The following is a 23,467-nucleotide window of genomic DNA, read 5'->3' as shown; positions in this document are numbered from 1 at the left end:
AATTGTATCACCTAGTATAAGCGAATCATTGCGCGACATTAAAGTGGCGCGGGTATTATTAATCAAACAGGTTATAAACTGCGCGACAACGACCGACCGCACTTATTATAAATAAACGGATAAAAGGAGCGATCTTATCATGCCATTGCCGAAAGATAATATGCTATTTGGATTTGCGAATAGATTAACGGACGAACAACGCATTTACGTCGACTCAATTTTCGATAATCAACTTACGATAGTTAATGCGAAAAGTGGTACCGGCAAGACAACGCTAGCAGTTGCATGCGCTAAGTTAATCGGCAAGCCTTTAGTATACGTATTCGCGCCGGTGCAAGAAAAGGCGATGGGCTACCGACCTGGTAAGCAAGCGGAAAAGGAAAACGAATATTACCAGCCGTTAGTCGATGCGTTGCTGAAAATCAACGAGAACCCTTCGAAAGTAATGTATAGCGAAGATAACCCGGACGCGCTCAAAGCAGGGCACGTTTGGGTCTATCCGAAATCGCATATATTCGCTCGTGGTACGAACATGGAAGAATATACGGTGATTATAGACGAATGCCAAAACTTCACACGCGGCGAATTAAAAAAATTGCTAACGCGTATACACGATAGCTGCAACGTTATTATGATCGGTCATGATGGCCAATGCGATTTGCCCGACCCGAAGAAAAGCGGATTTGTACCGTATATTAATCACTTCGCCGACGAACCGTATTGCAAAACGGTCGAATTGACGAAGAACTTCCGCGGCAAATTAGCGCAGAAAGCAGACGATTTAACATGGTAAGGGCGCAGGACCAACGCATCGAGCACGCCGCGTCCTTAATCGTCTATCACGTTCAAACGAACGAATCGATCCACCTTTCGGATAAATCGCGCCATGACATCTACAGTAAAGTTCGCGAGGTTGCCGATTATTGGAAACGCGATGCCGACCGTATCCGCGAAGAAAAGCATGCGCTACGTTGGAACGAATTGCGCTTATGGGTTAAACGCAACAAACCGGAAGGCGCAGCGGAAATACTCGCAATCATGGAGCGATTAGACCGAAAGGAGTCGGTACGATGAATCGCAATAAAAGGAGGCAAACGAATGAATAAACAATACGAAATGGTACGCGAATTTCAATCGAAAATGGGGCAACCGGTAGCGGATAAGCCGACCGTTATGAACCGTTCAAGACAAAAGGATAGATACGCGTATATGTCGGAAGAATTGACAGAGTTTATGGAATCGAGCGAAGTTGTCGACCAAGCTGACGCAATGATCGATTTAATATACCTCGCAATAGGTACGATGGTTGAGCTCGGTGTAAAGCCCGAAAAGCTATTCGAAATTGTTCACGAAGCTAATATGTCGAAGATATGGCCGGATGGAAAACCGCATACGGATCCCGAAACAGGAAAAATCATAAAGCCGCCAACGTTCGTTCGTCCCGAACCGTTACTGCAAGCGGAAATTGAACGACAGGCGAAAAAGGAACTACGCACTGAATCTCGCAAACTATCCGACTATCATACGGAAACGACGATTTATCTTGATAACGAAGTGGAGGGCGAATGAATGAACGTTAAATTATTAGCACATACGCAATTGAGCGAAGACTTTCGTTACGAAATAGAAGATCCGTATAACCGAACGGAAGAATTTAAAACAACGCATGGCCAAGCGGTCGCACTTACCGCAATCCGTACGTGTTACTCGCCGGGACTACCTAGCGAAATAGTTGCGAAGGAAGGAGCGAAATACTTTGGCGCAAAGGCAACCGACGGTAAAGCCGGCACGGAAGCCGACCGACTATTCCGCATGATTGTTAGCAGCGGACACACGTCGACCTTGGAGCATTTATCGTTTACCTTCGCAATTGAAGGCGTAAGTCGCGCATTACTAGCGCAATTAACTCGTCATCGTGTCGGCTTCTCCTTTAGCGTTCAGTCACAGCGCTATGTTCGATTCGGCTCGGGCGATCGCAGTGGCGGAATGAGTTACGTAATTCCGGATACTGTTAAAAAGAACGAAAAGGAAACGCCATTTTATAACGTTGCTGAATCGAGAGTAACTGACCATAGTGCCGAAGAAATATTCGAAACTGCGATGATATCTGCGCAAGAATATTATGATGCTTTAAGGAGTGCCGGTGTTCCTGCAGAAGATGCACGCGCAGTCCTACCTAACGCAGCAGCTACGAATCTAGTAATGACGGCTAACCTTCGCGGACTGCTCGAATTCTATTCGAAACGTAAGCCGGGCAATGGGGCGCAGAAAGAAATAGCGGACTTAGCAACGGAATTAAAGAACGCAGTAATAGCCGTTGAACCGTGGACGGCACAATTCTTCGAAAGCGAGGCGAAGTAATATGGCGAAGGAACAACCGAAGGTACACACAATTGACGGAAAGCAATACGTTGAGGTTGAACGAAATGTTAGAGTAGACGATTTGATTCTCATAGTTGCTGCGGTAGAAACTTACGATATGTATAATAACGGAGATATTTTAATAGTGGGCGGAATTGCAGATAACGGAGTATACAGCGAATCGGCTGAATACCATGCGCCAGGAAGTGGGAACAGAGACGGTTTCATTGCCGATAGTGAATTCGTAGTAATAGAACCGATCGATTCCGAAGAAGAAGAATTCGTAACAGCAAGCGCAGACAATCCCGACCAAATAATCGAATTACTCGGAAACCTTGCCCGACGTGTAACCGAATTAGAACAACGCGTCAGCCAATACAACGCACTATTTCGCGACTTAGCGAATCAGTCGGGCGAAAAGTTCACTGCGAAACAGGTTGCCGAAATCATCAAAGCGTTGGGAGTTGGCGCCAATGATTAAAATTGCCATCTGCGGTCAGCTACGCGCCGGCAAGGACGAAGTGGCCAATCGCATTTACCATACGCATGACTATTTCGAAAAGCTGGCGTTCGGCGACGCGCTCAAACGACTCTACCACGAATTGCTGCCGTGGGTGCCGACCGACCCGAAACCGCGCGCCGGCTATCAGAAATTCGGTCAGCTTGCCCGCGAACAATTCGGCGAAGATATATGGATACGCCATGCCGAGCGGATGCTAGGATTTTACGAACGCGTGAAACGGCCCGACGGCGTGCTGATTACCGATTTGCGCCAGCCTAACGAATATGAATGGGCGCGAGCAAACGGCTGGATTATCGTAAGGGTAACAGCGCCGGACGAACTACGCTTGGCACGGGCGAAAGCTGCTGGCGACCAATTTGACGCAAAGGACTTGGCGCATGATACCGAGCAGCACGTTGGAGCGTTCGATGTTGATTACGAAATAGTTAACGATGGGACTATCGACGAGTTGTACGCGAAAGTAGACGCAATGATGAGCGAAATAGGCAATCGTTCATCCACGGTTTAACTCAAACGCATGCCAGTAGACGGTCCCTTCATCAATAGTTCCTACGTATTTAAACGTCGCAGGTAAGTCCGCCTTAGTCAACGCTAATTTATCGCAAACGTCCTTACCGGCTTTCGTGCCGAGGTAATTGCGTTTGTCGGGGCGCACAGTCGAGGCGTTAGGCACCTTCGCAAGTTCTTGTTTCGCCACACCGATTCGCTTATTTTCAACGTCGACACTTACGACGACAGGCGTAAATTGAGTTAACGCTAATTCTTTAACAGCTTTGGCGGAAAAACGCAGACGCATCGACACATCGATTGTCATTGCGACTTGACCACGACCGCCGAAATTTAACGGTTCAAACGGCATAATAACACGTCCAATCATTGATTTATACGAACATTATACGCAATTAGAACGAAAATGACAACGCAGGGAGGAATGGGCATGAAAATACTTGAATTATTCGCAGGAACACGTAGCATCGGAAAAGCATTCGAAGCAGCAGGCCACGAAGTATATAGCGTCGAATGGGACGAAAAACACGCGGACATCGATTGGCGCGCCGACATCGGTACGATAACAGCAGCGGACATCCTGGAGCGATTTGGACAGCCAGACGTCATTTGGGCCAGCCCGGATTGCACATCATATAGTATCGCGGCTATTTCACACCACAGAACGCGCGAACAAGACGGTAATCTTGCGCCTAAGAGCGATTACGCGAAGTTTTGTGATCAAGTTAACGAGAATGTACTGCGACTAATAAACGAATTGCGTCCTAAGTATTGGTTCATCGAAAATCCGCGCGGTGGTATGCGTAAAATGCGGTTTATGCAGGACCTACCTCGCTACACCGTTACGTATTGCCAATATGGAGACACACGAATGAAACCAACGGATTTATGGACGAACCATCCATCGCCAAACTTTAGACCGGTTTGCAAAAACGGCGCACCTTGTCACGTAGCAGCACCGAGGGGAAGTCGGACCGGAACGCAAGGACTAAAAGGCTCGGTTGAACGTAGTAAGATACCGGCTGAATTATGCGAACATATCGTTACTATTTGCGAAAAAGGAGGCGTTTGATATCGGAAGCGTAAAAATAGATACGCATAGCAAAGAGCGCGTACTCGAAGCGAAGTACCCAGCGCTCGACAATGCCGACGGTGTTCGCATTTTGCTCGGCGACTACCATGCGCTGGTCAGCAGGCGTTATGCAGGCGATTACGATGCTTGCGTTATCCTCGCTGACTTGGACACGGCAATCGAGCGCGCGGACTTAACGGTTAGGCAACGGCAGGCGCTGACGCTGGTGTTTCGCCAGGACTTGTCGCAAGTGGACACGGCGCAGCAGCTCGGCGTAAGTAAGCAAACGGTGAATCGGTTGGTAAACGTGGCGCTGACGAAGATTGCTCGCGTGTATGAGGCGTGGAGTCGGCGCGGAGAGGGTTATGCGTTGAGTGGCGAAAGGGAGGCGGAATAATGGGAAAAGCGGACCGTAAGCGTTGGGAAGGCAATGTAAAATCGATGGAAATAATCGCAAAGGATCGCGCAGATATAACCGCTGATGATATCGAATTTTTGCGTCAAAACTATACGTCGGCTGGCGGTTTGCTGCCGAACGCATTCAGCGGCGGAGCCTTCTTTACACCGACACACGTTGCGAAATTTATATGGGATATATTAACGCCGAGACTACCGAAACAAGCACGCGTTTTAGAGCCGTCAGTTGGTTCCGGCGTTTTCCTCGAACATGCACCAACAGAAGCAGAAATAACAGCGTTGGAGCTCGACCAAACTTCGGCAAAAGTGACGTCGTTGCTCTACCCAAACGCTGAAATAATCGAAGGAAATGCGCTGGTCCATGACCGCCGAAACTATTACGATTTAGTTATCGGAAATCCTCCGTATGGTGTGAGCGTGGACTTTCCTGACACTGGCGAAGATTGGCCGTCATTAGGCAAGGCGACCAAAGGAATTCGCAAAGGAAAATCGGAAGTAGCGTTTATCGAACTCGCTATTAAATGCGCAAAGCCTGGCGGTTACATTGCGTTTGTGCTGCCGAAAGGTATTTCATTCGCAAACTATGCGGCAAAGTTGCGCCAATATATGTACGAAACATGCTGGCAAGTTGCAACGATATTTCTGCCAGGCGAAACTTTCCAACACGTAGGTACAACGATTGAAACGCAGATTATTATTTTGCGAAAAGTAACGCCGAACGCGCGGATGATTGAGCCGGCAACGAAGAAATGGGGCAGCAACTTCCGCCGAAGTGATTATGGCGATATTACCGAATTCAATGCGAAATTTTACGAAGGGCAAACGCCTGCCTATTTTGCAAAAGTAACGGATATCGGTTGGGATGCGAAAGGGAAATCAACCGACAAATGGGGCGATGGATTAACGCAACTTGACGAGTTAGTCGACGATTGGACCGATGGTAATTTAGTGCGCGAAAACTTATATCCGCATATACCGAGTTGGCACGGACTGAAAGACGTAACATCGTTTTTCTTCTCGAACGGTAACGATACATGCGATGGACACCGCGAAGCAGCTGCGGTTTATAGCCACGGACCATATCGCTGGAATGAATTAACGCTAGGTGCAGGCGATGAAGTCGAGTGGAATGGGCGCGAAGTAAGTACGTATGATTTCGATTGGCAAGACGAGATAGTGGCGGAATGGAAAGCCGGTAATGACAACGAAAGGGAGGCGGAAGCATGAACAACGAGCAGATAAACGCGCAAATAGACGCATTATGGGCGCAGACAAAAGCGGGCAACTTACCGCGCGAGCAGCGATTTGAGGCAATCGAAAGGCTTACGGATGGATATATTTCGGCGAATGGGAAACGACCGCCAGTAAACGCATTGGACCGTTTGGCGACGTTGTGTTTATACGAGGAAGTGACGGATCCCAACGAGCATAAAATGACGCACGAAGACGAGCCGGTCCTTAGTGATCGCCAATATGACCGCAGGAAAAAGCGCGAATGGTGGCGCGAAGAAATCGAAATAGGACCGGCACACATAACCGGCAAGCGAGCGACGACATTTATAGACGCTGACAATACGATGCAGAGCGCCAAGTCGGCGAGTTATTTAAGGTGATTCGTCTTACTTTCGCTTAGTTTCGCGGTATATAAAGTGGGTAAGCCCCTTTTAGCGAAAAATTAATTGCGTTCACGATTATCGCCTTAAAATCGTAGATTAATCGATACTAGGCGGATGGTATCACGCCGGTTATGGCGCTAAAATCCAGCTTCGGGATTCCTTTCGGAGCCATTCCGCACATTGTTAGCGGGCTTTTATTTTTTATTGGCAAGGCGTAAGAACGAGTCGGGTATGCTCCGACCAGCCTTCTCGTTATTAAAATAGAGGAGGAGAAGAATGAAAAAGTTTACAGAATCCGAAAAAAGTTTAATAAGGCTCATCTTACAGGCTGAGAGGAGCTATAAGAAATTAGCTGATTCTATATGTGTGATGTTTGCTACTTACCCCGATAGTGACTTAATAGATAATGATAGCTTATTTTCGGCGTTAGGACTAGATCACTCAGACCTTGCGTATGACACAATTTGTGGTCATAACCGAGGAGAACTCGGCACTGAGGAAACTATTTCTGCTATCGAACATTATATAAATGGTGATTTTGATTTAGTGCGTAAGGTGGTTGATGATATTGAGTAAGTGGGCAGCGCTGAACAAAGAAACGGGCGAGATTCGCGACTTTGTCGAATTCCAAGCGTCTAAACAGCGCCAGGCACTCGGCTTAATTAAATCACAAGAAGGTCGCAAACACGATTTCACCTTTACGGACATGACGAACATACACGAAGTCATCGGCAAAATAGACGATAAGAATTGCGGGTATTTATTGTACTTGCAGTGCTTTATTTCGTATGACGGCGTGCTAGTTAACGCTAATCACGAAAAGACGGCGATGAGTAAAGCGGACATACAAGCGGTTGTCGGCTTAAAGAAAACGGCATTCAGCGAGTTCTTTCGCGACATGACAACTAACGGAATTATTTACGCAAATGAGGACGGCTCATACAGCGTTAATAGTGCGTATCATTTCAAAGGCACAACCGACAACCCTAACGTTATCAAATCGTTCACTACGAAGGTGCGCGAATTGTACACCGGACGTAATGCGAATAAGCTAGGCTTCGTTTATAAATTGCTGCCATACGTTCATTTCGAAACGAACACTATATGCGCTAATCCTTACGAAAAGGAAGTCGCTGACATATCGCAATTAACGAAGCAGGAAATAGCGCAACTTACTGGCGTTAGTGAAAAGACGGTTTATACTTATTTGCGCAAAATGAAGCTCGGCGACGAATATGTATTCGCTGAAATCAGACGAGGGAATGAGCGTTATTACAAGTTGAATCCGTTCATTTTCTACCGCAAGAATGGTCGACCGGACGCTACATTGCGTGAGATGTTCCGCCTTGGATTTAGCGGTCGCTAACTTGTCTATACAAGCTATCGGTAAATTCGCGGACGTTTTTGGGGGTCTATCGGTAAATTCGCGGACACTTTTTCGTAGTGGTAAAACACAATATATAGAGTATATGTGGCGTGATAACAACGATTAAATACTATATATAGATATTTAGCGTGTGTTAAGCGCAAATTTATTTCTTAATCTTTAGTTCCGAAACATTGCGCCTTAATTCGCTATCGCTCATACGGCGCTGGTATTATATGCAAAATACATTATGCGTAAAAGGATATATGCAATAAAAGAAAGGGCGCGTTCAACAAGCACATAAGTGCGAAGTTGGGCGCAAGGTTTTGTATTTATATTAAACGGAAAGGATGTGCGTATATGCTAACCGTTGTATTATGGGTAGTAGCGATATATTTAACGATCGGACTTACGATAACTCTAGCGTTAACATTTATGTATAGTCGAAATAACATCGAATTATTAGGCGTAGTTAAGTTTGCGGTATTATGGACGTATGTGTTAGTTATATACGCAATTATAATGCTAGGTTATCGATAGGAAATAGCGCACCATATTACGCCCGTATATACGCATACAATATAATAGTAGGAACTCGGAATAATACGTATGCTATGCGGTTATCTACCGTAACTACAACCAGCTTTCGGTCGTCGAAGGAGAGACGCTTGTCAAACTCACGGGGTTGCTCACGTATTGCAAAGTATAAGCGTTCGTTTAACGACCGTTTACTGAACGAATGAGTAACACGATGATTGTAACGCATTAATGCCGATTATACAGTTCGAAAAGCCGTTCGTTAATCAACGTTCGGAGTTCGGAAATGCAAACCGTTAAACGAACGATGAAAGCGGAAGGGGCCGGGGCGGTCCGGAAAAACGAATCGCTCCTGGTGCCGGAAACTTTCTCGCAAAATTTTCAAACTCGGGGCGTCGAATAAATCTTCCGTAAAACGTCCGTAAATCTATTGACGCAATTCCTCGTTTCGTGTACAATCGAATTATAAACGAAGTACAGACGAAATGAAACGAAAATGGAGGCGTTGGAAATGTTGTTTGGATATGCGCGTGTTAGTACGGAAGATCAATCGTTGGATTTGCAAATTGATGCGTTAACTAAAATCGGAGTGGACGAATTATTCGTCGAAAAAATTAGCGGCACAAAGAAAGACCGACCGAAGCTAAACGAAATGCTCGGCAAGATGCGAAAAGGCGACAAGATAGTCGTATACAAACTCGATCGTATTTCGCGGTCAACGAAGCATCTCATCGAATTGACCGAAACGTTCGAGGCTGCCGGAGTGGACTTCGAATCAATCCAGGATAAAATCGACACGTCAACGGCAATGGGACGGTTCTTCTTTCGCACAATGGCTTCTATTGCGGAATTAGAACGCGATATCATAAGCGAGCGTACTAAGGCGGGCTTAGAGTCGGCGAGGGCACGCGGACGCAAAGGCGGACGACCAAGCGCCAAGAATGACGCAGTAGACAAAGCGCTGCGACTATACGACAGTGGCGATTATACTGTGCCGGAAATTACAGAAATGACCGGCATTGGAAAAACAACGTTATATAAATACTTAAAAGAACGCAAAGGGTAATCGGACGCACAGCCGGTTGCCTTTTTCTATGCGCAAAAATAAACCGAAGGAGGGGCAACGAAATGAGCCGATTACAAGAACTCGCAGCAAAATTAACGGAGCAACAAAAGAAAGCAGCGTATATGCTCGTCGAAAACGATTTGAAGTCGAACAAAGATGAATCGAAATTATCTTACGCTGAAATTGCCGAAGAGGTAGGCGTGACATATAAAACGATTTGGGAATGGAAAACGAAGAATCGCAATTTTATCGAATATAAAAACGAAATAAGCGACGACTTTCTTAGTGAAAAACGGTCGAAAGTATACGGTCAATTGCTTAAGCTAATCGAAAGCGATCAGCCAAGCGTAAAAGCTATCGATTTGTTTATGCGCCGATTTAGCTTACTGACGGATAAGACAATCGTTGAGAATAACGACAACGCACAGCGAAGTGAGGACGAAATTAAACGCCAGTTAGCGGAACTAGATTCGCTGCTTAAAGACGAAAACAAATAAGGGAGGTGACGGGTGGATGGCGTATATAGACGGAAAATGGCTCGACCGTGAAGCCCGTCAAGCTCGCATCGACTTGATAAAGGAACGCATCGGTAAGATACGCAAGCTTTACGAAGCGGGCAATGCGACCGACTCACATATTGATATCATGATGCAAGACGCGGCGGAATTGAAAAAACTTAACCGGGTACATCGCGCCGAGTACGATTTACTTTACTTTACGTACGAATATTTTAGCGCGGACTGCAACCCGGAAAACCCGTCGAATTTGATTCCGGAAGGACAGCGACACGAAGATGCGGCGGACTTTCACGTAACGCTTTGCTCGCTGCTCGACGAAGTGACACGCGGAGAACAAGAAACGAACGTAGGCTGGTCAGTTGGTCGGCGGCATGCGAAAACGGCTTACTTATCGAATTCCTACTTGGCGCATCAATGCGCGTTTAGACATCAAAAATACATCGTAGAAGTTTCCGAAACGACCGACGTTGCCGGCGACTTTATTAAATGGACCGTAAATCAGTTGAAGTTTAACGAAAAGCTTCGCGACGATTTCGGTCCTTTGTTGCATCCGCGTCCTTCGATGAATGAAGTCGATAATAAATACGAATTCATTACGTCGGCGGGTACGAAGGTGGAAGCGAAAGGCATCGGAACGCAAATGAGAGGACTCCGCCATCTTTCCGAACGCCCTGGAATTTTCATCCTGGACGATTTAGAAAGCGGCGAGAATACGAATACGCCCGAACTACGTGCAAAGAACTTGCATTGGTTCCGGTCGGAAATGTTAGAGGCGTTAGGGTTTGGCGGCAAGTGTATTTACATGGGTACAATCGTTCATTACGATTCGCTCCTTAATCACGTACTAACTAAACGCAAAGACTTCGTATCAAAGAAGTTCCCAGCAATCCTTTCGTGGTCTGAACGCGAAGATTTATGGGAAGAATGGCGCAAGATTTATAACGCCGATGACAAAGACGCGAAGATAAATGCGGATGCATTTTACGAAGCAAACAAAGCGGAAATGGATCGAGGCACGAAGGTCCTTTGGCCACAAGCGTATAGTTATAAATATTTCATGGAGAAACGCGAATCGATGGGCGCGCGAGCTTTCAATCAGGAGTACTTAGGTAACCCTGTAGACGAAGAATCTCAAATTTTTAAACCTGATGATTTCGTTTACTATTCAGACGCTGAACTTCAAAGTAGAGAAGTTGATTACTATTGCGGAATCGACTTTGCGATGGGAAAAGAAAAAGGAGACTATTCAGCAATTATAACTGTGGCTAGGAATAAGGCGACAGGAATTTGTTATATAGTTGATGTTTTTCTAAAGAGAGTGCATCCGGATGTTCTACTTGATACCGCCGTAGAGAAAGCATTGGAGTATCAGTATGCCGGCATGGCTGTCGAGGCCCAAAACGCTCAAGAGTGGTTTGCGGATAAATTATCAGATTTATTGCAAACAAAAGGATATCCAGCAACAACCCGCCTACGACAAATAAAACAACGAACTCGTAAGGCATTACGAATTGAATCCCTATTGCCGGATATACAAAACGGAAAAATTAGATTCAAGCGTGAGCAGAAACTTCTATTAGAAATGTTCGAAATGTATCCGAATCATAATCATGACGATGGTCCGGACGCAACTCACATGGCTGTATCAATCGCCACAAAAGGGCGAACTCGTAAAGCCAGCAATGCAGGCAATTACCGATATTAAACGGAAGGAGGAAACGGCTTGCCAATTATCGATAGTAATTTATTAAATCCAATCGAAATGATTATTCCGATGCGAGACGCGCTTGGCGAAACGGAATGGCAACGAATGCTCGACGAAGTAAGGCTCTACCGCCGATATGACGGCGACTTAAACGTTTGGAGCGACTATATTAAACCGGAAGGACTTGACTACGAACCGACTAAACTGTCCATTAATTATCCGCGTAAAATGGTCGACACGATTGCGGCTTGGCAATTCGAAAAAGAGCCGAAAGTAACCGTGCCGCCCGACGTTATCGACGATCCTGCGCAGATGATGCAGCCGGGATACGAAGCTAGCGACGAACAGAAAATCGAGAATACGCGCGCAAAAGCAAAAGAACGGTTGCTAACGTGGGTATGGGACGACAATCGCATGCACGAGAAATTACTTGCGGCTGCGAAAGACCGAGCGATCACTAAGACCGGTGTTTACGCCCGATTACATTACGATAATCGCCGCGGAGAAATTAAAGTGTTATGGCATCCATCGACGGAGGTAATCGCAGTACACAACGAATGGGATGTCGATCAACTGGACGAGGTGCATTTTATTGCGTGGCTTGATCCGGAAGAAACAAAGCTGTGGAAACTTTCGTATTATCTCGTTTGGCACGAAGAAGCTGGCGTGTATGATTGCGAAATAGCCGAAGGCATTTTCGATAGTGGATTCGTAATGATTAATGAACGAGTAGAGCGAAAGTCAATGGGGCTTGATTTTATTCCGGTTGTACATGTGCCGACGGAAAAACTTAGCGGACAGATACGGGGATATAGCGAATTAGAAAAGACGATTGAACTAGCCGACGAAATCGACCGAAAGATGAGCGATTACTCGGACGCACTACGGTTCGAAATGTTTGCGATTAATTTATTGAGTAACGTTGACGAAGATCCGAAAAATCCATTACAAGTTGCGCCGGGTGCAAAGTGGAATCTAGGCGAAGGTTCCCCCGAGATAGGCGAACCGAAAGCGACGAAACTAGAAAGCGGATTTAATTTTAAAGAAACAGTGGAAGCGTATCTCGACCGATTACAGAAACGCCTACATGAAAAAGCCGAAGTGCCAATCGTTAATACAGCCGACATGAATACGGGCGGAATCAACGATATGGCCGTGCAATTAATGTTCTCGACAATCATTTCGAAGACACAGCGTAACTGGATTATTTGGCAATCGCGGCTACAAACGCTAAACGAGTATATCTTGCGTTACATGAAGGCACGCCAAGACCATCCGCGTTTTAAATATGATAAGGAATTACTTGCGAAAGTTGACAACTATTACGATAGCGAAATTATCTTCGGGCTTCCTTTACCGCAAGATCAAAAAGCGCTCATCGAACAATTAACCGCAGAAATTGCGTCAGACATGGAATCGATCAAAGGAGCGATTACTCGTAGCGGAAAAGAAAACGCCGAAGCGAAGTTTATGGAAATACTGCAGGAACGTAATTTAATGCGGGTTCAAAGAGATCCGTACAATGAAGGGGAGGCGGAATAATGGCGAACGTACCAAGCGGTTTTAGTCCGGTGTTTGTTCCGGGAATCAAAGCGGAAAAGGCGGTTACAGTTACGCCAAGTGATTCCGCACAACTCGAAACGACTGCCGGTGTTTATTTAGGAACAAGCGGAGATTTAGCGGTTACGATGAAAGACGGATCACAGGTCGTTTTCAAATCGTTAGCTGCAGGAATGATTCATCCGTTGAGTGTGACGAAAGTTCGCGCAACCGGCACAACTGCGACGAATATCGTGGCGGTGTACTAGCGTGATTATAGGTATGGGAATTGGTTTGCTATCACCAAAATTTGAGGCAAAAACCAAAATGATATTTAAAGATGATTTCAATAGAGCGAATAGCGACGTATTAGGAAACGGGTGGCAGTACTACAACACTGGCAGCGGGTTTTTAACTACTTTTTGCATCGATAATAATACAGCAGCGCCTAAATCAGCAATCACATCCGCAAATGCTTTCCAGGATTGTGGGGTATCAGATAATTTGAAAATTAGCGTTAAGTTTGTTGCGTATGCTAATTTTTCAGGAATCACTTTCCGACGTTCATCCGATCCATTAGTGAACACTATGTTGTCGTTGAGAAGTGTTGACGGTTCGACTATGCGTGTTGATAGATGGGTAGGGGGGTCGAACAATACAACCATTATGACTTTAAGCGGATTAACTTTGGTAAATGGAGATGTTTGGAGTGTGGAATGCAACGGCTCGGAAATTAAAGTCTATCAGAATGGTGTTTTGCGTGGAACTGTAGTGGAGGCAAGCGGACAATCAAATACAAGTCACGGTATTATGGCATCCGGAAACTTAACTGCTCGCTTTGATGATTTTACAGTGGAGGAAATTTGATGATTATAACAACAGACAAGAAAATCGTTAATGAAAACGGAGAAGTAACGGTAACACCGGATACGCAATATAAGAGTTGGAGAATTATCGAAGAGCGTGAAAACGAATTTGTAATCGAAGTATTAGGCGAGTAATAACGCGCAATTGACCTACGATATGTCGTTAAACTGTCGGTTGTTATTATTCGCAACATTTAACAGTCGACGGACTATAAACGGATGGAGGTACGAAATGGAAGAACGAAAATTATTACGCTTAAATTTACAAACATTCGCAGAAGAAAATGGCGGCGAACAAACTACGCCTGCGGAGGCGGAAAATAACCCGGAACTAACCGAAAAGCCAGCCGGAAAAACATTTACGCAAGAGGAAATGAACGAGATCCTAGCGAAACGTTTGAAACGCGAAAAAGAAAAACAAGCGGAACTCGACGAAAAGTTGAAGAAGCTCGAAGCGTATGAACAAGCCGAAGAGGAACGCAAGAAAGCGGAAATGTCCGAGATAGAACGTCTTGCAGCCGAAAGGGAAGAAGCGGCAAAGAAAGCGGAGGAAGCAGAGGAACAAGCGAAGAAAGCGCAAGAAGCGGCGAACAAGCGCATTGTCGATACGGAAATTAAATCGATTGCTCGTGCGTTGAATGCGAATGACTTAAACGATGTGCTTGCGTTGCTAGATAAATCCGTAATTGAAGTAGACGAAGACGGAAACGTTAAAGGCGCAGAAGAAGCGGTTAAAGCGCTAAAAGAAGCGAAACCGTGGATGTTTAAACCAGCAATAGGCGCTGATGCCAGCGGTGGTTCAAATCCGCAGAAAAATCCGAGCATTAACGAGATATCCGCAAAAGAAAAGGAACTCGCAGAGGCTAAAGAAAAAGCGCTTAAAGATAGTCGCTTTATGGGCGCAGTCACGCGCATTTATAACGAATTAGTAGCGCTAAAACAAAAGTAATTCAGTCGCCAATAGGCGGCTTTTTTAATTACAAAAAAAACACAAAAAGGGGATATAAAAAATGAACGTAGCAACTACTTATGATTTCCAACAACAAGTACGCCAAATGCAGGCGAACGTAGATTTAATCTTAACAAAAGCACCAGTATTATTCGGATTAATCGGAACTGGTGAAGCATTAACGCAAACTAAGTTCGAATGGCAGAACGACTATTTAAACAGTGACACAGGTGAAGCCGCAAGTGCAGCAGCAGCAGACGCAACAGTAATTACGGTTAAACCCGGTGACGGTAACAAATTTACAGTTAACGCATTAGTTCAAAACGGTCTTGAAGTTTTAAAGGTTACTGCAGTTAATGGTGACGAAATTACTGTACAACGTGGATACGACGCAACTACTCCGGAAGCAATCGAAGCAGATGCAGAATTAAAAGTTATTGCAAGACCACGTCCGGAAGGTGAAGAAGCGTTCAGACATAACGAAATTCACGACCGTATCGTATCGTTCAACTACTCGCAAATCTTCTCTCGTTTCGCGAAAGTATCTCGTACGCAACAACAAGTTAACACATACGGCGTATCTAACGAACTAGATTACCAAGTGAACTTACGCTTACAAGAAATGATTCGCGAAGTAAATAACACGCTTATCTATGGACGTAAGTACCAAGGGTCCGGCGACACAATTCCGCGTACTACTGGCGGTTTATTTGCGTTTGCACAAGAACAAGGATCAGCAAATATCGATATGGGAAATGCTGAAATCAGCGCTAAAAAATTGAACGACGCAGTAGAAGAAACTTTCAAACGTGGCGGACGCGTAAATACAATCGTATGTGCTCCGAACGTTGCTCGTCAAATCACGAAGCTAGGTGGCGACACAATCCGTACAACTCGTGGCGAAACAACTAGCGGATACCAAATTTTATCATTCATGTCCGACCTTCCTGGTGGTTCCGTGTCTAGCGTTGTAGTCGACCAAAACATGCCGAAGGACCGTGCGTTATTACTTGACGTCGATAATATTAAAGCTCGTTATATGCAAAACTTCTATGATCAAGATGCTACTAATCCAGGTGCTGACTACTTTGCTCGTGTAGTCCGCGGTGAACTTGGATTTGAAATCAAGAATGCGAAAGAATCTATCGCAGTATTAAGTAATATTTCTAAGACTATTTCCTAATTAACGGAGGCCATGCGCCTCCCTTCTTATTTTGAAAGGAGCGAATTGAGTGCCTATTTCAGACAGAGACGCACAACGATTAAACATTTCGAGCCCAGTTGCAAACGATTTAAAACTAGGCGATTTATTGCAAGATCTAGCGGAAGAGTCGGGCGAACCGTCTAGCGTTGCGTGGGGCGATGTAACTAATAAGCCAACAACCTTTCCGCCAGCCGCACATACACATCCGATTAGCGACGTGACGAATTTACAAACAACACTTAACGGAAAATTAACCGCATCAAAAGCGGCAACACAAGCGAATAGTACGGCTACCGATGTGGCCGGCTTAGTAGCGGACTTTAACGCATTACTTGCGAAATTAAAAGCAGCGGGGCTGATGAGTTAATGGAGACGGCTAAGTATAAAACAATTCCTAATTACGAATATCATCGCGATGGTGTATACGCATTATTTAACGGCGAAGGTATTCTCGTAACAAACGATCAAAAGGTAATCCAGGCGCTCGATAATGCTAAACCGTTCATACAACGAATTGACAAACCGGAACCTAAGCCGGCAGCAAAACCGAAGCCAAAATCGAAAGCGAAATAATAACGGAGGTGACGCCAAATGACGGTGTCAGAACGAATGAAGTCACGATTATCTAAAGTTCCGGGCGTAACGTCGGATGACATCGACGATTGGATCGCCGAAGCTATTGCCGAATCGGGCTTAACGGAAGAAGAAAATCCCAACGCTATTTTTTATATTGCGTTGGCAATTGCGTATGAAACAATCGCAACGAATGCCGCAAATTACTTTTCGTACACCGACGGAGAGGAATCGGTAAATAAAACAAACGTTTATGCGAACTATATGAAACTAGCGGAAAGCGCACGAAAATACTATCGAAAATATAAACGTGGCAACGGCGCTAGTGCTTCGTATTTAAAGCGAGCTGACGACCGATGACGAACCAAGAAAAACTCGACAAATTGCTCGAAAGTCTTTCCGATAAATATATTAAACTTAACGCCAAGCAGCAACGTTTTGCCATTGCGGAAATAAATAGGGTGCGAGCCGAGTTGGTCGAAAAATTAGCGGAATATGCAAATGACGACGGAATAATTAAACGACAGCGTTTAAACGCATTATTGCGCGAATTAGAAACGATTGAAAAAGCGGTCCGCAAGAACGGCATGAACGCGCTGGAATCGATCATTAAGGAATCGACGTCAGCTTTAACGGAAGGCATTGCTGCTTCGATTATCGCTAACGGATTAGCGTTCGATAAGATAAACGCTAATGTTTTTCGTTATACAGTCAACCGGATTGGAGAGGACGGATTGGTCCTTTCCGACCGCGTTTGGCAATTTGCGGGAGATCAGCGTGAAGAACTATCGAAAGCAATTCGGTCAGGCGTAATTAAAGGTGAGTCCGTAACAACTATTATTGCTGCGGTCCGTAAGGTTTACGCAAATGAAACGTGGAAAATTAAGCGATTGGTTTCGACGGAAGGGAATACGGCATTTCGTACCGCAGCGGCATATTCGGCGCAACAGAGCAAAGTAGTAAAAGCGATGCGAGTACACCACGGTAAAGCAGACCGACCTAATCACCGGTGTACGATTCTCGAAAAGGCAGATTCTTACGGAATGGGTCCTGGAATATATCCCGCAACGGCAAGCGAAATTTACATGATGCATCCGAATTGTACCGGATTCTTAACGTACGTACTAGACGAAAGGTGGTTATAAGATGCTAACGGATGCTGATATCGAATTTATGAAGCAAAACCGGGAGGAAATAACCGCCAAACGTACGCACGATATAACCGTTTATTATGCCGGTGAAGTTTCATACGATCCGATTACAAACGAGCCAATTGGCGAAGTACCTGGCGAACGAGTTGTGCCGTCAGTTGTGACGGAAATATCTTCGACTGCTTCGGCGAATAGTGAACGTTCGTTAATAGATGGAATATTAATCGAAACAGGCGACATTTGGTTTTCGGTTAACATCGATTTAATTGAAGACATAGCGAAAACTATTACGCTTGTAAAATATGACGGAGTTGACTATGAAGTCCTTGCGAAGGATAAAAAAGGGATTGGCAAACGGAATCGAATCGAGTTTTTAGGGAGGAAGCGGTCATGACTATTCGCATCCAAGGATTAAACCGAGTGTTGTCTTCGTTGGAATATGACGATTTAGTGCGGGATGTCGCAAACACAACAGAAGCGTATACGCGCAAAGCTGCGAATGAGGCGGCGGAAATGGCGCCAGTAAAAGACGGTATATTACGAAACTCTATCGTTGCTAGTCCGGAGCAAATAGACGAAACACATTGGCAGTACGGATCAAACGTTGAGTATGCGAGAAAACAAGAATACGAGAATAAGACGAAGAAGGCATTTATCCGTAAATCCGTTTGGAATAACGAAGAACCTTACCGCGAAAAAATACTCGGATACGTTCGCGATTTAGGAAGGTGATAATATGCAATTAGATTTGCAACATTCCATTCGTACTTGGCTTACGAATAAAACCGGCATGAATTGCGTATGGGTGTTCGACGGGGTTGAGTTGCCGAAGACTAAGCCGTTTCTTACGATAGAGCAATTGCAGAATAATATAACGCAAGTTGCGAAGTTACGCGAAACTATGGCGACAACGTACCGATTTCAAGTTGGTTTATTTGCGAGTAGTTCGAGTGAGCGTGCGAAGCTACAAGAAACCGTAAAAGAAATATTTTTATTCGACGAGATACCGTTAGTCACTGCGACAGTTCCAGCGCAAACTATCGGTTCTTTTTATGTGGACGTAGCAACTGAAACGCCAATACCAGCGGATGACATCAGTAATACAACGCAATACCACCATATGTATTTCGATATATCGGTGGAATTGACGAAAAATAGGGGGAATAAATGATGGCGATTGAGTATAGAGGAGACGAGATATTATTCGTAGTAGCAATCCCGGATGAAACTTCCGGAGAGACGTTAGCAAGACCATTTAACCAAACGGCAGGATCAACTAGCATTTCAGCGGATTCAATCGATTTAGATACGAAGGATAAATCCGGTTCAGATTACGGTAAAGTAACGCGCGAAATTTCCATCGAAGGGGTTATTTCGGAAGGAGATCCATTCGTTGACTATATCGAAGAGGCTATGACATCAAAAGAATTTGTCAAAATCTATGAAGTTAATACTCGAACAAAAAAAGCAAAACATGGTTTGTTCATGGTTTCATCTTTTGAGAAATCTTTCGGAACAGGGGATTTTGCAACATATTCATTAAGTGGAACATTAAACGGAAAACTTTCAGAAGAAACTTTAACTGAAATTCCCGAAGGCGCGCAATAAGCGCCTTTTTACTTACTAAAATAACCGAAAAGGATGATCATATATGGCACGTTTTGAAATAGAAGGAAAAGAATACGAATTGAAATTAACATTTTCGTCTGTTAAGCACTTAGGAACTCTTTACGAAGGTGGCGCGTTGGCGCTAATCGGTAAATCTATCTCCGGAGATTTAGACACGTTTGCATATATCGTACACGCCGCATTATTCCACACGAACGAAAATATATCGCTTAAAAAAGTTAATGATGCAATTGAAAAGTTATTCGATGAAGAAAAACTCGACATGGATGCGATACTTAAAATTTCCAATGAAGTGGTAATCGAAAGTTTTTTCTTCAAGAAGACGGTAAACAAGATGATGGCGAAAGACCCGAAAGCGTTCGAGATGCTGAAAGATCTTTTAGCGTAGATAACGCAATAAAAGACGGCTGGCGCTACTTAAGGTTAACGCCCGATAAGATATACGCGTTAACGCCGAAAGAGTTTGTGTTGTTATTTGAAGCGCAAAACGAACGTCGTTACGACGAATATGAACGCCAATCGCATTACGCAATCATGAACGTAAAAGCGCAAAACGCTAAAAAATCGATCAAGGCAAGCGACTTATTCAAACGACCGGCAGATGAAAAGGCAGAAGCGGAACTCCAAGTCGGTATAGAAAAAGCGAAACATGCTTCGGAATGGCTATCCCAATTCGAGCAGTTTAGCGGAAAGGAGGAAGCGAATGGCAGACCATAGTATCATCGTTGAGTTAGGTGCAAATATATCAAACTTGACGAATAATCTCCGAACTGCAAGCAATACACTTTCCGATTTTGGGTCTAGAACGCAGCAGTTGGGCGCGGATATCGCAAAAGGATTTGGAGCGGTCGGACTAAGCATCGGCGCAGGATTAGGATATGCTGTTAAACAGTCAGCGGATTTCGACTCTGCGATGCGTAAAGCTGGCGCAATTGCGGGCGCTAACACGGCAGAGTTTGACGCAATGAAACAATCGGCAATTGAACTCGGCGCCAATACATCGAAAAGTGCGAGCGAAGTGGCGGTCGCAATGACAGAACTTGCTGCCAAAGGATTCGACGCTAATCAAGTAATCGCCGCAATGCCTGGCGTAATATCCGCAGCGGAGGCATCCGGTGAAGACTTAGCGATGACATCCGATACTGTATCTTCGGCGTTAAACATATGGGGATTAGAAGCGAGTGAGGCTAGTCGAGTTGCGGACGTGTTAGCGGAATCAGCGAATTCAACGGCAGCAGGAATCGAAGATATGCAATATGCGTTTAAATATGCGGGTTCGCCAGCCGCAGCGTTAGGTGTTTCGATGGAAGAACTTGCGGGAGCAGTCGGCTTAATGACGAATGCTGGTTTAAAAGGAGAAAACGCAGGGACAGCGCTTCGTGCGTCATTATTAGCGTTATTGAATCCATCGGAGAAAAACTCGAAGATGATGGAATCGATGGGAATTGCGATAACAGACGCGAAGGGAAATTTCGTAGGTCTTTCGGGATTAGTCGATAATATATCGAAGTCAATGGAAGGTATGACGGACACACAAAAAGCGGCCACTCTTGCATCATTAGTCGGAACCGAAGCGGTATCCGGCTTTTTAGCGTTGATGGAAGCGGGACCGGATAAGATAGACGAAATGACAGCATCGCTAGAAGGTAGCGAAGGAGCATCGAAAAAAGCAGCGGATCAGATGAAAGCGGGAATAGGTGGCGCATTAGAGGAACTAAGTGGCGCTATCGATTCGTTAGTTATTACGATAGGAGACCAATTGGCTCCGGCGGTTCAAACTGTGGCGGAATGGCTTTCGAAATTATTGAATTGGTTTACTAATTTACCGGAGGGCATGAAACAATTTCTCGTTATTACGACTGCGGTACTTGGCGGAATAACATTATTAGCAGCCGGATTAGGCGTATTATTGGGATTCGTTGGGTTGGTTTCGAGCGGTGTTGGTTCATTAGCGATTCTTTTCGGAACAACATCGACTGTTATTTTAACGACCATCGGTACAATATTCGGAGTAGTCACTGCGATTATTGCGGTTACAATAGCGATAATTTCGGCGTATAAAAACGTTGAAGGGTTCCGTAATGTAGTCGACTCATCTTGGGCGTGGATTTTAAATGCAACGAAAAAACTCGGTCCGGGAATCCAAGCAGTCTTCGGAGCAACGGTCGATTGGATCGTGCGAAAATTCGGAGAGTTAAAAGGATTAGTGGTAATTATTGGCGGATTTATTGCGCAAGTAACTAGCGTAGTAGGGGAAAAATTTGCCGATATAGGTTCCGCAATTGGTGGAGCGGCTTCGGGGATATTTGGTAGTTTTGTCGCAAAGGCATCGGAATTTCTTTCAGCGGTTAAGGCGTTATTTACCGGCGATGCAGAAGCGCTTGTGCCGATTATAACAACACTTGCGCCAACTATTATCGGCTTATTAATCGGAGGTATACCTGGTTTATTGATTTCGGCTTCGCGATTCTTACCGGCAATAGCTGACGGAATGGAATCCGGAACACCTAAAATTGTCGAAGTTATCAATAACGTTGTTAGCGTAATTATTGATTTCTTGCAGAATAGTTTACCTAATCTGATTCAGATGGGACTCGAAATTATATTGAATTTAATAAACGGAATTTTAGCGAGTTTGCCGACGCTAATTAACGTGGCTGTCACGATTATCAGCACTCTTATCGAAACTTTAGCGACATTAATTCCGCAGTTACTAACGATGGGAATTCAACTACTGCCGACTCTTTTAGAAGGGCTTGTTTCTGCAATCCCTTTAATTGTTGAGGCAATCATACTAGTAATTGATTCTTTAACGAATGTACTCTTATCAAATTTGCCTACTATTATGGACGCGGGAGTAAATATCCTGACTGCATTAATTGAGGGAATATCTACCGCATTACCGATGTTACTAGGCATGGCTGTGTTATTAATTACAGAAATAGCAACAAGTTTACTGCAAAGTCTTCCTAAAATACTTGATGCAGGCATGAAGATTCTAATGGCTTTAATTAGTGGTATTTTACAAATATTACCACAGTTAATAGCGACGGCGCTTACTTTAATCGTAAAGATAGTTAGTGTTTTGATTGCTAATCTGCCAAAAATCATATCATCGGGGGTTAAAATTCTTGTAGCTTTAATTAATGGAATCGTGAGTATTTTGCCTCAATTAATAGCAACAGCATTAAAGTTGATTGTGCAAATAGCAACTATTTTAATACAAAACCTACCTAAAATTCTTTCAGTAGGTAAAGATATACTTCTTGCATTAATTAAAGGAATAATCAGCATAGTTGGTACTTTAGGCAAGGCCATATTCACAAAAGTAATCCCTGCCATCGTCGACAAACTTAAAAGTATCGACATGTTAAGTATAGGTAAAGACATAATAAATGGTCTATTAAAAGGTATAACATCGATGACCGGCGCTCTTAAAGAAAAAGTTGCAGGATTAGCGAAGTTAATTCCGGACGGCGTCAAGAAGTTGCTCGGAATTCACTCACCGAGCCGTGAAGCGATTTGGCTAATGGAAATGTTCGGTCAAGGTATGGTAAAAGGTCTCGACAATTCCATACGAAGTGTTAAGGCAATGGCGCATAAACTAGTCGACGCAGCAACGCCTTCGATCGACATGTCTTACAACACACCAAACTTTACATCTGCGGGCGTACTAGGCGTTAATCATTCATTCGATGAGGATACGCAAGCAACAAACGCAATGTCACGCGTAGAGCAATTACTCGAACAATTACTGCAAAAAGATCAATCGTTAGTAATCAACGGAAGAGAATTCGCTGTGGCAACGTACAATGATTACGACAATTACGGTGGCAATAAAAGAAAATTAGCGGAAAGGTGGGGTTAG

At 44.6% G+C, this 23,467-nt stretch carries 33 protein-coding genes and 1 pseudogene; 33 read left to right on the top strand and 1 reads right to left on the bottom strand.

Going from position 1 to position 23,467, the window contains the following annotated elements:
* Positions 1–139 precede the first annotated feature (139 nt).
* Genes NSQ92_RS26060 through NSQ92_RS26035 form a run of 6 tightly spaced genes read left to right on the top strand, consistent with a single transcriptional unit; the run spans position 140 to position 3,392 of the window.
* Entirely contained in the window at positions 140–793 is a 654-nt protein-coding gene (locus tag NSQ92_RS26060) for a PhoH family protein (RefSeq protein ID WP_341153368.1), read from the top strand.
* Positions 787–1,074 (top strand): hypothetical protein, encoded by a 288-nt coding sequence (locus NSQ92_RS26055; RefSeq protein WP_341153367.1) that lies wholly within the window; start codon positions 787–789, stop codon positions 1,072–1,074. Before NSQ92_RS26060 ends, NSQ92_RS26055 begins: the two co-directional genes overlap by 7 nt.
* Before the next feature lie 24 nt (positions 1,075–1,098).
* The gene (locus tag NSQ92_RS26050; protein WP_341153366.1) at positions 1,099–1,569 is read left to right on the top strand and encodes an HAD family hydrolase; all 471 of its coding nucleotides are present in this window, start codon (positions 1,099–1,101) and stop codon (positions 1,567–1,569) included.
* Positions 1,570–2,361, top strand: coding sequence for an FAD-dependent thymidylate synthase (thyX, locus tag NSQ92_RS26045; RefSeq protein WP_341153365.1), 792 nt, complete (start codon positions 1,570–1,572; stop codon positions 2,359–2,361).
* Position 2,362: 1 nt separating this feature from the next.
* Positions 2,363–2,842, top strand: coding sequence for a hypothetical protein (locus tag NSQ92_RS26040; RefSeq protein WP_341153364.1), 480 nt, complete (start codon positions 2,363–2,365; stop codon positions 2,840–2,842).
* Entirely contained in the window at positions 2,835–3,392 is a 558-nt protein-coding gene (locus NSQ92_RS26035; RefSeq protein WP_341153363.1) for a dephospho-CoA kinase, read from the top strand. Before NSQ92_RS26040 ends, NSQ92_RS26035 begins: the two co-directional genes overlap by 8 nt.
* On the opposite strand, the gene NSQ92_RS26030 is transcribed toward NSQ92_RS26035, so the two are convergent.
* Positions 3,378–3,743, bottom strand: a complete 366-nt coding sequence (locus NSQ92_RS26030) for a hypothetical protein (protein ID WP_341153362.1) — start codon at positions 3,741–3,743, stop codon at positions 3,378–3,380. The two genes, NSQ92_RS26035 and NSQ92_RS26030, sit on opposite strands and share 15 nt — an antisense overlap.
* A 78-nt stretch (positions 3,744–3,821) precedes the next feature.
* Between NSQ92_RS26030 and NSQ92_RS26025 the strand changes: the two genes are divergently transcribed.
* The 27 genes and pseudogenes from NSQ92_RS26025 (at position 3,822) to NSQ92_RS25895 (ending at position 23,467) form a co-directional block, all read left to right on the top strand.
* A complete protein-coding gene (locus tag NSQ92_RS26025; protein ID WP_341153361.1) occupies positions 3,822–4,463 on the top strand; it encodes a DNA cytosine methyltransferase in 642 nt (213 codons plus the stop codon).
* A 91-nt stretch (positions 4,464–4,554) separates the two neighbouring features.
* On the top strand, positions 4,555–4,860 hold the full coding sequence (locus NSQ92_RS26020) for a sigma factor-like helix-turn-helix DNA-binding protein (protein WP_341153360.1): 306 nt from the start codon (positions 4,555–4,557) through the stop codon (positions 4,858–4,860).
* Positions 4,860–6,107, top strand: a complete 1,248-nt coding sequence (locus tag NSQ92_RS26015; RefSeq protein WP_341153359.1) for an HsdM family class I SAM-dependent methyltransferase — start codon at positions 4,860–4,862, stop codon at positions 6,105–6,107. Before NSQ92_RS26020 ends, NSQ92_RS26015 begins: the two co-directional genes overlap by 1 nt.
* Positions 6,104–6,493, top strand: a complete 390-nt coding sequence (locus NSQ92_RS26010) for a hypothetical protein (RefSeq protein ID WP_341153358.1) — start codon at positions 6,104–6,106, stop codon at positions 6,491–6,493. The genes NSQ92_RS26015 and NSQ92_RS26010 overlap by 4 nt, the downstream gene beginning before the upstream one ends.
* Positions 6,494–6,772: 279 nt before the next feature.
* A complete protein-coding gene (locus NSQ92_RS26005) occupies positions 6,773–7,072 on the top strand; it encodes a hypothetical protein (RefSeq protein ID WP_341153357.1) in 300 nt (99 codons plus the stop codon).
* Positions 7,065–7,862, top strand: coding sequence for a helix-turn-helix domain-containing protein (locus NSQ92_RS26000; protein WP_341153356.1), 798 nt, complete (start codon positions 7,065–7,067; stop codon positions 7,860–7,862). Before NSQ92_RS26005 ends, NSQ92_RS26000 begins: the two co-directional genes overlap by 8 nt.
* 360 nt (positions 7,863–8,222) lie before the next feature.
* Positions 8,223–8,402, top strand: coding sequence for a hypothetical protein (locus tag NSQ92_RS25995; RefSeq protein WP_341153355.1), 180 nt, complete (start codon positions 8,223–8,225; stop codon positions 8,400–8,402).
* 508 nt (positions 8,403–8,910) lie between these two features.
* Positions 8,911–9,465 carry a recombinase family protein gene (locus NSQ92_RS25990; protein WP_061801036.1) on the top strand — a complete coding sequence of 185 codons (555 nt, stop codon included), beginning with the start codon at positions 8,911–8,913 and terminating at the stop codon, positions 9,463–9,465.
* A 62-nt stretch (positions 9,466–9,527) separates the two neighbouring features.
* On the top strand, positions 9,528–9,962 hold the full coding sequence (locus tag NSQ92_RS25985; protein ID WP_123260749.1) for a phBC6A51 family helix-turn-helix protein: 435 nt from the start codon (positions 9,528–9,530) through the stop codon (positions 9,960–9,962).
* Between the two features lie 16 nt (positions 9,963–9,978).
* On the top strand, positions 9,979–11,688 hold the full coding sequence (gene terL / locus NSQ92_RS25980; protein ID WP_341153354.1) for a phage terminase large subunit: 1,710 nt from the start codon (positions 9,979–9,981) through the stop codon (positions 11,686–11,688).
* 69 nt (positions 11,689–11,757) lie between these two features.
* Positions 11,758–13,230, top strand: a complete 1,473-nt coding sequence (locus NSQ92_RS25975; RefSeq protein WP_341153401.1) for a phage portal protein — start codon at positions 11,758–11,760, stop codon at positions 13,228–13,230.
* Entirely contained in the window at positions 13,230–13,496 is a 267-nt protein-coding gene (locus tag NSQ92_RS25970; protein ID WP_341153353.1) for a spike base protein, RCAP_Rcc01079 family, read from the top strand. Before NSQ92_RS25975 ends, NSQ92_RS25970 begins: the two co-directional genes overlap by 1 nt.
* Position 13,497: 1 nt before the next feature.
* A complete protein-coding gene (locus NSQ92_RS25965) occupies positions 13,498–14,094 on the top strand; it encodes a hypothetical protein (RefSeq protein WP_341153352.1) in 597 nt (198 codons plus the stop codon).
* Positions 14,094–14,228 (top strand): hypothetical protein, encoded by a 135-nt coding sequence (locus tag NSQ92_RS25960; protein WP_341153351.1) that lies wholly within the window; start codon positions 14,094–14,096, stop codon positions 14,226–14,228. Before NSQ92_RS25965 ends, NSQ92_RS25960 begins: the two co-directional genes overlap by 1 nt.
* A 97-nt stretch (positions 14,229–14,325) precedes the next feature.
* Complete coding sequence (locus NSQ92_RS25955) at positions 14,326–15,042, top strand: phage scaffolding protein (protein ID WP_341153350.1); 717 nt, start codon at positions 14,326–14,328, stop codon at positions 15,040–15,042.
* A 61-nt stretch (positions 15,043–15,103) separates the two neighbouring features.
* The gene (locus NSQ92_RS25950) at positions 15,104–16,225 is read left to right on the top strand and encodes an SU10 major capsid protein (protein ID WP_172864857.1); all 1,122 of its coding nucleotides are present in this window, start codon (positions 15,104–15,106) and stop codon (positions 16,223–16,225) included.
* 289 nt (positions 16,226–16,514) lie between these two features.
* Positions 16,515–16,613: pseudogene (locus NSQ92_RS26895) on the top strand (head fiber protein); the annotation flags it as partial.
* Complete coding sequence (locus NSQ92_RS25940) at positions 16,613–16,819, top strand: hypothetical protein (RefSeq protein WP_341153349.1); 207 nt, start codon at positions 16,613–16,615, stop codon at positions 16,817–16,819. The pseudogene NSQ92_RS26895 and the gene NSQ92_RS25940, both read left to right, overlap by 1 nt.
* A gap of 18 nt (positions 16,820–16,837) precedes the next feature.
* A complete protein-coding gene (locus NSQ92_RS25935; protein WP_341153348.1) occupies positions 16,838–17,179 on the top strand; it encodes a hypothetical protein in 342 nt (113 codons plus the stop codon).
* Complete coding sequence (locus NSQ92_RS25930; protein WP_341153347.1) at positions 17,176–17,964, top strand: hypothetical protein; 789 nt, start codon at positions 17,176–17,178, stop codon at positions 17,962–17,964. The genes NSQ92_RS25935 and NSQ92_RS25930 overlap by 4 nt, the downstream gene beginning before the upstream one ends.
* A 1-nt stretch (position 17,965) precedes the next feature.
* Positions 17,966–18,364 (top strand): hypothetical protein, encoded by a 399-nt coding sequence (locus NSQ92_RS25925; protein WP_341153346.1) that lies wholly within the window; start codon positions 17,966–17,968, stop codon positions 18,362–18,364.
* 26 nt (positions 18,365–18,390) lie between these two features.
* Complete coding sequence (locus NSQ92_RS25920) at positions 18,391–18,702, top strand: hypothetical protein (RefSeq protein ID WP_341153345.1); 312 nt, start codon at positions 18,391–18,393, stop codon at positions 18,700–18,702.
* A gap of 91 nt (positions 18,703–18,793) precedes the next feature.
* Positions 18,794–19,141, top strand: a complete 348-nt coding sequence (locus NSQ92_RS25915) for a hypothetical protein (RefSeq protein ID WP_341153344.1) — start codon at positions 18,794–18,796, stop codon at positions 19,139–19,141.
* The gene (locus NSQ92_RS25910) at positions 19,138–19,578 is read left to right on the top strand and encodes a phage major tail protein, TP901-1 family (RefSeq protein WP_341153343.1); all 441 of its coding nucleotides are present in this window, start codon (positions 19,138–19,140) and stop codon (positions 19,576–19,578) included. Before NSQ92_RS25915 ends, NSQ92_RS25910 begins: the two co-directional genes overlap by 4 nt.
* A gap of 43 nt (positions 19,579–19,621) precedes the next feature.
* Positions 19,622–19,987, top strand: coding sequence for a tail assembly chaperone (locus tag NSQ92_RS25905; protein ID WP_341153342.1), 366 nt, complete (start codon positions 19,622–19,624; stop codon positions 19,985–19,987).
* Between the two features lie 80 nt (positions 19,988–20,067).
* On the top strand, positions 20,068–20,316 hold the full coding sequence (locus tag NSQ92_RS25900) for a hypothetical protein (RefSeq protein WP_341153341.1): 249 nt from the start codon (positions 20,068–20,070) through the stop codon (positions 20,314–20,316).
* Positions 20,249–23,467, top strand: coding sequence for a phage tail tape measure protein (locus tag NSQ92_RS25895; RefSeq protein ID WP_341153340.1), 3,219 nt, complete (start codon positions 20,249–20,251; stop codon positions 23,465–23,467). Before NSQ92_RS25900 ends, NSQ92_RS25895 begins: the two co-directional genes overlap by 68 nt.

The sequence above is a fragment of the Niallia sp. FSL M8-0099 genome (assembly GCF_038006945.1).
Lineage (GTDB): Bacteria > Bacillota > Bacilli > Bacillales > Cytobacillaceae > Niallia > Niallia circulans.
This window is presented reverse-complemented; position numbering and strand designations above follow the sequence as displayed.